The organism is Sphingobacterium sp. IITKGP-BTPF85 (genome assembly GCF_001006065.1).
GTDB classification, from domain to species: Bacteria; Bacteroidota; Bacteroidia; order Sphingobacteriales; family Sphingobacteriaceae; genus Sphingobacterium; species Sphingobacterium anhuiense.
The window spans coordinates 17649-28675 of sequence record NZ_ASZT02000063.1 but is presented as its reverse complement, the minus strand read 5'-3'; the positions used below and the strand labels follow the sequence as shown (position 1 = coordinate 28675).

General features: G+C 36.5%; 13 protein-coding genes, 1 other RNA gene and 1 pseudogene. 8 read left to right on the top strand and 7 right to left on the bottom strand.

Annotated features, from left to right (window positions below):
* Window positions 1-239 precede the first annotated feature (239 nt).
* The 3 genes from L950_RS33295 to L950_RS30140 form a co-directional block, all read right to left on the bottom strand.
* Window positions 240-572, bottom strand: coding sequence for a hypothetical protein (locus tag L950_RS33295; RefSeq protein WP_231577272.1), 333 nt, complete (start codon window positions 570-572; stop codon window positions 240-242).
* Window positions 554-1468: an amidohydrolase family protein gene (locus tag L950_RS13500; RefSeq protein ID WP_231577271.1), complete on the bottom strand. Its 915-nt coding sequence runs from the start codon at window positions 1466-1468 to the stop codon at window positions 554-556. The genes L950_RS33295 and L950_RS13500 overlap by 19 nt, the downstream gene beginning before the upstream one ends.
* Before the next feature lie 78 nt (window positions 1469-1546).
* The gene (locus L950_RS30140; RefSeq protein WP_021189070.1) at window positions 1547-2008 is read right to left on the bottom strand and encodes a helix-turn-helix domain-containing protein; all 462 of its coding nucleotides are present in this window, start codon (window positions 2006-2008) and stop codon (window positions 1547-1549) included.
* On the opposite strand from L950_RS30140, the gene L950_RS33290 reads away from it, so the two are divergent.
* Entirely contained in the window at window positions 2008-2175 is a 168-nt protein-coding gene (locus tag L950_RS33290; RefSeq protein WP_021189069.1) for a hypothetical protein, read from the top strand. The genes L950_RS30140 and L950_RS33290 overlap by 1 nt on opposite strands.
* On the opposite strand, the pseudogene L950_RS37345 reads toward L950_RS33290, so the two are convergent.
* From L950_RS37345 to L950_RS13485, 3 genes and pseudogenes are all read right to left on the bottom strand, one after another.
* A pseudogene (locus L950_RS37345) lies at window positions 2176-2397 on the bottom strand (AraC family ligand binding domain-containing protein); the annotation flags it as partial.
* Window positions 2398-2479: 82 nt separating this feature from the next.
* Window positions 2480-3808, bottom strand: a complete 1329-nt coding sequence (locus L950_RS13490; protein ID WP_021189068.1) for an amidohydrolase — start codon at window positions 3806-3808, stop codon at window positions 2480-2482.
* 72 nt (window positions 3809-3880) lie between these two features.
* Window positions 3881-4423 carry a DUF1543 domain-containing protein gene (locus L950_RS13485; RefSeq protein ID WP_021189067.1) on the bottom strand — a complete coding sequence of 181 codons (543 nt, stop codon included), beginning with the start codon at window positions 4421-4423 and terminating at the stop codon, window positions 3881-3883.
* 75 nt (window positions 4424-4498) lie between these two features.
* Here L950_RS13485 and L950_RS13480 point away from each other — a divergent pair, with 75 nt between their 5' ends.
* From L950_RS13480 to L950_RS26545, 3 genes are all read left to right on the top strand, one after another.
* Entirely contained in the window at window positions 4499-5392 is an 894-nt protein-coding gene (locus L950_RS13480; RefSeq protein WP_021189066.1) for a serine hydrolase, read from the top strand.
* A 109-nt stretch (window positions 5393-5501) separates the two neighbouring features.
* Window positions 5502-7532, top strand: coding sequence for a M3 family metallopeptidase (locus tag L950_RS13475; protein ID WP_021189065.1), 2031 nt, complete (start codon window positions 5502-5504; stop codon window positions 7530-7532).
* A gap of 574 nt (window positions 7533-8106) precedes the next feature.
* Entirely contained in the window at window positions 8107-8703 is a 597-nt protein-coding gene (locus tag L950_RS26545) for a hypothetical protein (RefSeq protein WP_197086422.1), read from the top strand.
* Here the strand turns inward: L950_RS26545 and L950_RS13465 are convergent.
* On the bottom strand, window positions 8696-8959 hold the full coding sequence (locus L950_RS13465) for a hypothetical protein (RefSeq protein WP_021189061.1): 264 nt from the start codon (window positions 8957-8959) through the stop codon (window positions 8696-8698). The genes L950_RS26545 and L950_RS13465 overlap by 8 nt on opposite strands.
* Window positions 8960-9122: 163 nt before the next feature.
* Between L950_RS13465 and ssrA the strand changes: the two genes are divergently transcribed.
* The 4 genes from ssrA (at window position 9123) to L950_RS33275 (ending at window position 10995) form a co-directional block, all read left to right on the top strand.
* Window positions 9123-9490, top strand: a transfer-messenger RNA (tmRNA) gene (ssrA, locus tag L950_RS27870).
* Between the two features lie 256 nt (window positions 9491-9746).
* Window positions 9747-9905 (top strand): Arm DNA-binding domain-containing protein, encoded by a 159-nt coding sequence (locus L950_RS33285; RefSeq protein WP_231577270.1) that lies wholly within the window; start codon window positions 9747-9749, stop codon window positions 9903-9905.
* Window positions 9902-10327 (top strand): phage integrase SAM-like domain-containing protein, encoded by a 426-nt coding sequence (locus tag L950_RS33280; protein ID WP_231577269.1) that lies wholly within the window; start codon window positions 9902-9904, stop codon window positions 10325-10327. The genes L950_RS33285 and L950_RS33280 overlap by 4 nt, the downstream gene beginning before the upstream one ends.
* A gap of 113 nt (window positions 10328-10440) precedes the next feature.
* Complete coding sequence (locus tag L950_RS33275) at window positions 10441-10995, top strand: site-specific integrase (RefSeq protein ID WP_231577268.1); 555 nt, start codon at window positions 10441-10443, stop codon at window positions 10993-10995.
* Window positions 10996-11027: the final 32 nt, after the last annotated feature.

The window sequence follows — 11027 nt, the reverse complement described above, 5'->3', positions numbered from 1 at the left end:
AAAATCTTTTTGGATTCACCTATTCTTTTCATAATATTTATTTTTCCCTATTCCAACCAAACCATATTGATTTTAGGATTTGCAAAAATACGTCAATTATATTTTAGAATGAACAATTGTATGTTAATTTTTTGTAATTTCATCTTTTACATACTAAATTATCTATTTAAATTAGCAATACTGCCGAAAAGTCAAGATTATAATCACCGCCCCTATGAGCTCATAACGAGCTTAATCTGTCAAAAAAGATTTCCGTTGTGCATAAATGCAAATACATAAGACATTCTAGAGACTGCTTCAGCTGAGCAGCTCGCATCTACAAAAACCAGGTTAGCATCATCATTCGCTTTTGGCCATTGTTGTTTTCCTTCATCGTCTAAAGGCAAGAGTTGCTGTGTTGCAAAGCTTAGCGTACGTGAAAGCTGCAATTCGGTCGCATATCCGTATAGCTCTGCTATAAGGTTTGCTTTTTGTAGCATATTACCGGTACCAAATGTGCTCCAATAATCCTGTACATTATCATTTCCGATCAGCACATTTACTCCATACTTTTTTAATGCTGGAATAGGCATAGGACGTCCTTTAAATGGCACAGAAGAAGCAATACCCACTTTGCAAAAGCCAATTTCTCAGCAATCTCTTCTACCTCTTGTGCATTCAGTTGTGCTAAAGCAAAGGCATGGCTGATAAATGTTTTCCCCTGTAACTGAGGGTTTTCAACTGCTTTATCGATAAGATATTGAATTGTTTTCATTCCCGAAGGACCTGCTTCATGAAGATGAATATCTATTCCTTTATTATTATCCAATGCCAACTGTACAGTAAATTCCATAGGTTTCTCTATGCTTCCATCAATACTGAGTGGGTCAAGTCCGCCTATAAAATCAACCCGATCAGACTTCGCTACTTCTTTCATGATAGGAGCAGAATCTGTATAATAAAGCCCGTGTTGCGGAAAAGCAACAAGCTCCGCTTGAAAAGAATCTTTTTGATGTTCGAGCGCTAGCAAAAGATTTTCAAAAGATTGAAGCCCAGAGGTCGGATCTACATTAAAATGGGTTCTCGCATAAGTTGTACCATATCCCTGCAATAAAGCAATGAGTTGCTCGGCACGTGCTGTGGAGGTTGTCAACAATCTGGGAATGATCTCTTGCTCATAAGCAATCATATCTGCAACCGTTTTTCTTTTTGGAGATAGCGCTTGCCATGGTAAACCAAATAAAGTTTTATCGATATGAATATGCATGTCTTTAAAAGCAGGCAACATCAGCCTTCCTTTCATGTCAACAGCTTCTTCAGCTGCATTATTAGCTTTTATAGCTATTATCTTTCCGTTTGCAATTTCAATACAGAAGAGATCAGTAAGAGTACCGATTACCTCTTGGTTTTCATATTCGAATCCGGTCTCTAAACGAACATTTTTTAGTGTGTAATGCCCCTTGGCAATTAATTTATGAGATGGCAACATAAGATCAATGATTATATAACAAATATAAAAATCAACTACTGACCGATTAGGTACAGATTATGCCAACTGTTGTCAAAATTATCCTTGTTCTTTAAATTGAGATGGTGTCATTCCGGTATGACTTTTAAAAAATTTCGAAAAACTGGCGTGATCATAAAACCCTAAATCATATACAATATCCTTAACACTCATTTCCGATATTTTAAGCAAACGTTTTGCTTCTAATAAAATACGGTCATGAATCAATGTCGATGCGGCGGTATTAATCACTTTTTTACTAACTATATTGAGGTAATTAGCGGAGATATGTAATTTTTCTGCATAAAAAGCTACCGACCGATTTGATTTAAAATGAAGATCGATGAGCTGTACAAATTTTGAAATAATCGGATTTGAATGATATTTCTCAAAATCATGGAATGTAATCTCAAAAGACTTGCGCAATAACAAACCGATCAATTTGCTACGTGTCTGAATAATTTCCCAAAGAATATTTGTTTCTTGCAATTCCTGTTCAATAGCTCGAAATTCATAAAACAATGCTGTATAAAGCGATCGAGAAATTTGAAAAACAGGATGTTGCTGGTAATAAAGAGAGGAAAATCGAAGATCGGGGAGAAAACTTCAAACCATTCACGGCTAATCATCAATTGATAACAGACTGTTTCTTCATCAAATTGCCATTGATGAACCTGTCCTGGGAATAAAAAATGAACCTGCTGAGATTCGATCACATAATTTCTAAAGTCAATGCTGTGGGTACCACTCCCCTTCTCAAATAGCAGAATAATTAAAAAATCATGCTTATGTGGTTCAACAATATGACGAGCACCTCTGATCTCATGAAACAATAAATTTGTAAATCCTGAGGGTGCTTCAGTAAATTCTTGAATATTTAAAACTGGAAAATAATCGTGCTGGTTATCCATTTCTCCTCAAATTTAGTAATTCAATTTACTAAAAACAGAGGAGAATGGATTATAATCAACCATTTTTTTAATCTAGAGATATCTACACCAACTCGCCTTTATGTACCAAAGTCTCCACATCAGAGATCCGTGATACTGCTTCTGCAGAACAACTCGCCTTGATCAACACAAAATCGGCCTGATCTCCAACATTTGGCCATTGTTTTACACCCTTATCATTTAGAGGTAAAGTGCCTCCCGTTGCTATCTTTAAACTTCTTGACAATAAAAACTCTGACGAATATCCATACAACTGTGCCATCAGATTAGCTTTTTGCAGAACACTTCCCGTTCCAAAAGTATTCCAATGATCCACAATACTGTCATTTCCGGTCATTACAGTAACGTTATGTTTATATAAAGTAGGGATCGGCATAATTAAACCTCCAAAAGGAATAGTAGAAACAATACCGATTTGAGCAGCTCCTAATTTTTCAGCAATCTCCTCTTGTTTTACTTTATCAATCTTTCCTAATACAAAACAATGACTTAAAAATGTTTTACCCTTCAATGTAGGATTCTCATTAACCTTATCAATCAGATACTCCACTGTTTTCAATCCCGATTCTCCAGACTCATGCAAATGAATATCTATTCCTTTTTGGTTATCCAATGCCAGCTGAACTGTAAAATCTATTGTTTTTTCAATTTGTCCATCAATAGAATATGGATCTACGCCACCGATAAAATCAATATCCATTTGTGCTGCTTCCTTTAAATAAGGAACACTATCTGTAAAATATACGCCATGTTGCGGAAAAGCGACGATCTCAGCACTAAAACTTTTATGTTTGTTCTCAAGCGCTTTTTGTAGATTTTTTAGCGACTGCAACTTCGAAGTAGGTTCAATATTAACATGACTGCGTGCAAATCCTGTACCTTTCGACTGTAATAATTCGATCAGTTTCTCTGCTTTGAAAGTTGAATTCTTCAATAAATCGGGAAGTATTTTTTGTTCTAAAGCAATCATGCCCTTCACGCCGCCAGCTCCACGTCTTATTGCCTGCCACTTGTCACCATAGAAAGTTTTATCCAAATGGATGTGCATATCTCTGAAAGAAGGCAACATTAATAATCCTTTTGCATCAATAGCATCTGCGTTGGCTTGATTGGAACCGATTTTTGATATTTTACCATTTTCAACTTCCATATAAAATAAATCCGTCTTAGTACCAATTACATCAGCCTCATCATAAATAAAACCAGTTTCCAAACGTACATTCTTAAATTTCAACATTTTACTTTTTATTTCTGTATGCATTGGATTGATTGATTTAGCGCTCAATGTGCTTAACGGAAGAGATGCGCCAGCAACAGCTATCGCGGCATTTTGTATGAATTGTTTACGGGATAAATGGTTCAAATTATTCACTTTCTTTTTTTATAAAATTACAAGTAAACTAAATCAAAATAGAGGTACGTTTTATAACAATACTTGTCTGATTTATTCCAATTGATCTCGTAAGATTTCCATCGTAAAGTAGCCATTAGTAATATCATCTTCCTTTAAGAAATCATGTTGCTCTTCACGAATCTTAACATAATATTTCCCTTTAAATAATGCCGGTAAAAGCTCTTCAATTTCATATACATCATCGACATCGATACCATATTTATCATCAATATGTGGAGAAATATGATGTTTAAAGAAAACCGTTTCTTTTGCGACTTCCTTTGCTTCCTCCAAGTTATAAGCAACAACCATTTCTTTATAATGATACTCTTCCATATCATTGGGTTTATACCCACCCATATTAACAAAATAGAGTTTCAGCTTTTCATTGTCTATAGGCTCTGTCGAGATCGAAATTTGGTAAGATCCGACTTTTGTCACCTCCCGCCAAGCATCAACATGAATCTCTCCTTTTGCTTCGGGCCAATAGTCTACTATAGCTGGAACCAATTCTCCCAATCGTTCCGCAATACCAAAATAAATATCGTGCTGTTCAACATGTCTTCCAGATGGCTTACATCCTAATAATAACATAAAAAGATTCATATACTTCCTTCGATTAATTATACTTTTATTATCATTACTTTTATAAGGTACAATTAAAATCTAATGAGAACAAAAAATTTATTCCTACTACTCATCATTGCTATCCTATTTCCTTGTAGCACCAGTGCTCAGCATATTGACAAAAAATTAGACCGTCAATTAAGAGCCTTAACACAAGACTTTCGTGGAGATATTGGTATTTATGTAAAAAATCTCAACACTCAAAAAGAAGTGCTTATTGAGGCTGACTCCATTTTCCCCACAGCTAGTATCGTAAAAGTTCCTATACTTGCAGGTATATTTGATAAAATAGAAAAAGGAGAACTGACACTGGATCAAAAATTCACTTACCGGTCATCACAGCAATATGGTGGTTCAGGTCTGATGCAATTTTTTAAAGATAGTAGTGAAACAGATCTTGCCACTATGATAGGTCTGATGATTTCTTACAGTGATAATGTCACCTCTATTTGGAATCAACAACTAGCAGGAGGAGGTTCGACCATAAACCAACTCATGGACCAGTTAGGTTTAGTCAATACAAAAGTTAATTCCCGTACCGAAGGTCGCAATGAGATCTGGAAAAAATATGGTTGGGGACAGACTACACCTAGAGAAATGGCAACCTTAGTAGCGCTGATTTTCCAAGGTAAAGTTGTCAGCACAAAAGCATCAGATAAAATGTACCGTTATTTAGGAAATATCTTTTACAACGAACGATCCCTTTCTCAAATACCGGCATATGTAAAGACCGCATCCAAAACAGGCTCTGTTGATGAAGCCCGCGGTGAAGTTGTACTTGTAAATGCCCCTAGTGGTGATTATGTATTTTGTGTATTGACAAACAACATTAAAGATCAAAGCTGGACTAAAAATAATGAAGCTGAGGAACTCACCAGAAAGATCTCACATTTATTATGGAATTATTTTGAACCAAAAAAACCCTATACACCTTAAACTATAAGCTAAAGAATGAATAAAGCGAATTTTCAATTTTGAATATCATCTCGCTGTCGTAATTTTGATTTTTCTACATAGGTTCAAAATATTCTACTAAATTTACTTTATGAGTATCTTAACACAACATTTTGAGACGGTTCATAATACCGCACCATTTTCTAAAATAAATAACGAAGACTATATACCTGCATTTGATCAAGCTATTGCTAGCACTAGAACTGAAATTGATGCCATAGCAAATACCGTTGAACCTGCTACTTTCGACAATACGATTGTTGCATTGGCATTTTCGGGAATGTCTTTAGATCGTTTATCAACTATTTTTTTCAATCTACATTCAGCGGAAACCAACGACGAATTAGAACAGATCGCTCAAGATGTTGCTCCAAAACTTGCAGCACTTGGCAATGATATCACGCTTAATTTTGATCTGTTCAAAAGAATAAAGCAGGTTTACGATCAAAAAGAACAGTTGAATTTAACATTAGAGCAAACAACTTTATTAGAGAAAAACTATAAAGATTTTGTTCGCAATGGGGCGCTTCTGTCTGATGATAAAAAAGAGCAGCTTCGCGCTATTGATACCGAACTCTCGCTACTTAAATTAAAGTATGGGGAACACGTATTAGCCGATACCAATGCTTATGAACTTCATATTACAGATGAAGCTGAGCTTGCTGGTTTGCCAGACGGAGTCAAAGAAGCTGCAGCCGGATTAGCGAGATCTCAAGAAAAAACAGGTTGGGTCTTTACCCTAGACTATCCAAGCTATATCCCGTTTGTCACCTATGCCGAAAATCGTGAATTGCGTAAAATAATCACTATTGCCGCCGGTAAAAAAGCATATCAGGATAATGAAAATAATAATGAAGAGATTGTATTAAAAATTGCGAAACTTCGATTTCAACGCGCACAACTTCTAGGCTATCAAACGCACGCCCACTTTGTATTAGAAGAGCGTATGGCACAGAATCCGGATAAGGTAAACGCATTCTTAGATGATTTATTGACCAAAGCAAAACCAGCGGCAAAAGATGAATTTCAGGAATTAAGCTCTTTTGCCAATGAAACTGATGGTATTGCTATTTTAGAAAAATGGGACGGAGCTTACTATGCTGAAAAATTGAAGCAAAAGAAGTTTCAGCTTGATGATGAGCAATTAAAACCTTTTTTCAAATTAGAAAACGTACTGCAAGGAGCATTTGAAATTGCAGGAAAATTATTTGGTTTATACTTCAATGAAGTGCAAACTATTGACAAGTACCATAAAGATGTACAAACATTTGAAGTAAAAGATGATTTGGGGAATTTCATTGCAGTTTTTTATGCTGACTTTTTTCCAAGAAAAGGTAAACGCAATGGTGCCTGGATGACTTCATTTAAACCACAATATAAAAAAGATGGTAAAAATGAACGTCCACATGTTTCAATCGTGTGTAATTTCACTCCTGCTACTGAAACCAAACCATCGCTTTTAACATTTAATGAGGTAACAACTTTATTTCATGAATTTGGTCATGCTTTACATGGTATGCTAGCAGATACCGTTTACCCTACGCTTTCAGGAACTGCGGTGTTTTGGGATTTTGTCGAACTGCCTAGTCAGATCATGGAAAACTGGTGTTATGAACAAGAAGCATTGGCGCTATTTGCTAAGCATTATGAAACTGGAGAACCGATCCCAATGGATCTTGTTACAAAAATTCGTGAGAGTGCTTCCTTTTTAGAAGGTATGGCTACACTTCGCCAACTCAGCTTTGGAAAATTAGATATGGGCTGGCATGGTCAAGATCCTACAGCGATCGATAACCTCAAAAATTTTGAGAATAAACAGTTTGCATCGACGCAACTCTATCCTGATGTTACTGAAAATGCAATGAGCACATCTTTTTCCCATATATTTAATGGCGGTTATTCTTCAGGTTACTACAGTTACAAATGGGCTGAGGTTTTAGATGCAGATGCGTTTGATTACTTTAAACAAAATGGCATTTTTAACAAAGAGATTACAACTAAGTTTAAAAATACCGTTTTATCCAAAGGTGGCACTGAACATCCAATGAGTTTGTACAAACAATTTAGAGGCCAAGAACCGAAGGTAGAAGCTTTATTGAAACGTGCTGGTTTAATAAAGTAAATATTTGCCAATGCATAAAAAAAGGATGCTCTATGATCGTAAGGCATCCTTTTATTATTCTTTTTTTTAAATAGTCCCTATTTTGTAGGCTCAGCTTTTTCGTCACCTGCCGTATTTTTATCGGTATTTTCTTTTGCAGCACTGACCGTTTTTGCATTATTATCGGGAGCAAGGCTTGGGTGTGTCACCGGACTTCCTTTAGCTTCAGAAGGTGATACAGCAGGTTTAGCTGCTTCCCCTGATTTTGTGCTATCAGTAGCCTTTGGCGCTGCCTTTGTAGTAGCAGGTTTAGCTACTGGCTTTGATGCTGTTGCTGGTTTCGAAACATTAGTTGCTTTTGTAGCTACTTTTACAGGAGCTGGTTTTGATGCTGTTGTAGCAGGCTTACTTGCAGTTGCGACTTTTGGAGCTTCCCCTACCTTTGGCGCAGTTTTCGCAGGAGCTGGTTTTGATGCTGTTGCTGTAGGCTTACTTGCAGTTGTGACTTTTGAAGCTTCCGCTACCTTTGGTGTTGCTTTCGCAGGAGCTGGTTTTGCTGCTGGCTTCGATGCTGTTGCTACAGGTTTACTTGCAGTTGTGGCTTTCGGAGCTTCCAGCTACCTTTGGTGTTGCTTTCGCAGGAGCAGGTTTTGCTGCTGGCTTCAATGCTGTTGCTGCCGGTTTACTTGCAGTTGTGGCTTTCGGAGCTTCCGCTAAATTTGGTGTTGCTTTCGCAGGAGCAGGTTTTGCTACCGGCTTCGATGCTGTTGCTGCAGGTTTACTTGCAGTTGTGGCTTTCGGAGCTTCAGCTACCTTTGGTGTTGCTTTCGCAGGAGCAGGTTTTGCTGCCGGCTTTGATGCTGTTGCTACAGGTTTACTTACAGTTGTAGACTTAGGGGCATCAGTAACCTTTGGTGCTACTTTTGGAGGATCAAGTTTAGCGACTGGTTTTGATGCTGTTGCTACAGGTTTACTTGCGGTTACTGGTTTAGTAGCTTTTGGCTTATCATCGTCTTTTTTTACTTCGATATTTTTTTCTGCTACGGCTTTAATATCCTTTTTCTTACTTTTAGAGACTTCACCTTTTTTTAAAGACTTACTATCCTTTAATTTCTTCTTTTTATTCTTATCAGATTTAATTGCATCATCATTCTTATTAGAAGTAACTCGTTTGATCGTTTCATCTACATGAAAAAAGGCAATTTTTCCTGAATCTCCGAAAGTGTTTCTTTCACTTTTTTATTCAGCTTTTTATATGCCTTTACTAATTTAGATTCCTCTTTTGAAGTCACTTTCTTAGATGATTTCTTTAGTTTGCGCGGTGTTTTCGATTTTTCTGCAATTGTTTTTACATTGCTTACATCAGCTGCGAACTTCTTTTTAGCAACTGGAGTAGACGCCTTTTTATTTGTCTTTTTCGAATTTTTAGATTTTATTTCCTTAGCCATGTAGATTTATTTTTTGATTCAATGAATATTTCATCCTTATAACAATTCTGATTAACAATTGTTTGTATATCAATATATGTAAGATACAAAATATATTGTATTCCAAGCGTGTATATTCCTTCATAATTGAAATAATATTTGTATTTTTGTAATCTACATAATTGGGGTCGACCGGAATTGACAGGATGGAGACGGTTATGTAAGCATGCAGTGCGTTGTTAGTAGAGCACTTTAATCGGAACTTTCACAATTACAACTGGCGAAGAAAACTACGCCTTAGCTGCTTAAGTTAGACTTAACATAGCTATTTGTCCCGTTAGATCCTGTTCTTTGGTTTAACATTCGGGGCATCGAACAATAGAACTGGCAGGTGTGATTTTGCTAATCACTTGTAAGACTCAGCAAATACGGCGTACGGTATAGGTCTGCAACTCACCTTCCCTCGCTCGACAATTAAAGAGAAGCTAAGCATGTAGAAAGCGTACACAGTACCATGACTGGACGAGAGTTCGAATCTCTCCGGCTCCACGATTAACAAAACAAGTAGTATCAAAACCCTATAAATAGCAGTATTTATAGGGTTTTGTCGTTTATAAGCCTTCCTGACTATTCCATATTTCTTATTTCCAGCGAGACCAAATCGAGACCAAAAGTTTGTCTAAAATTTGGTCTCGCTAAACAGCTCAAATACATAACTAACAATTAGTTACGCAACATGTGCACACATTGAACATCTTGATAAAATGTACAAAAGGAAATAATTTAAAGAATATAAAACACCACAACAATGAATGCGACAATTACTATTCACATGTATGCTAGAGCATCACGCGTGAACAAAACAGGCGAATTACCAATCTATGTGCGCTTAACAATAAATGGAGAACGGACAGAGTTTACCACGAAAAAGTATGTAGATCCAAAAAATGGGACGAAAAAGCGATGAAAGTCAAAGGCAATTCAGAAGAAGCCAGAACAATTAATAGCTATCTCGATTCAATAAAGCTCAAGATCAATCAGACGCACCTACAGCTACAGTACAAATCCGAGCCAATTAACTTAGATGCATTCTTGAATCTATATACCGGTAAAAAAGAAAAAGCCAGGACACTTGTGCCCATATTCAAAAATCACAATAACAAAGTCAAAGAGTTAATCGGGATCGAGTATGCCCAAGGAACACATACCAGATACGAAACTACGTTGGCCCATATTCAAAAATTCCTCCAGTGGAAATATCGAAAAGATGATATCGACATTCTGCAGATAGACAACATCTTCATCAATGATCTTGATTTTTATCTGCGTACAGAACACAAGTGCGCAAACAACACAGTAATGAAATACATTAAGAATTTCAAAAAGTAATCCGGATATGTCTAGCAAATGGTTGGTTAGAAAAAGATCCCTTTATCAACTATAAGTCCAAATTCATTGAGATAGAGAAAACATTTCTTACCGAAGACGATCTACATGCCATCATGACCAAAGAAATTCGCAATGATCGATTAGACCTTGTAAAAGACATCTTTCTATTTGCATGCTTCACTGGTTTAGCATATATCGATGTAAAACAATTAACATCTCATAATATTATTAAAGGCATAGATGGCCAGCTGTGGATCAGCACGCACAGGCAGAAAACAGATACTGCATCCAAAATCCCATTATTGGATACCGCCAAGGAGATTCTTGAAAAATATGCAGATCATCCAAAAAGTAACCATGAAGATGTTTTGCTTCCCATTCTCACGAACCAGAAAATGAATGCCTATCTCAAGGAAATAGCAGACTTATGCGGAATAAATAAAGTATTGACATTCCATTGTGCCCGCCACACATTTGCAACCACAATAACGCTGTCAAATGGTGTCCCAATAGAAAGTGTATCAAAAATGCTTGGCCATAAAAGTATTAAGACAACACAGCATTACGCCAAGATTACGGATAGAAAAGTAGCCAACGATATGGAAAATCTAAAACTCTTATTGAACAAAAGTGAAGAAAAACCTAAAAACAAAAGAAAATCTATCTAAATAGATACAGAACTAGATGCATTTCCAAGCTT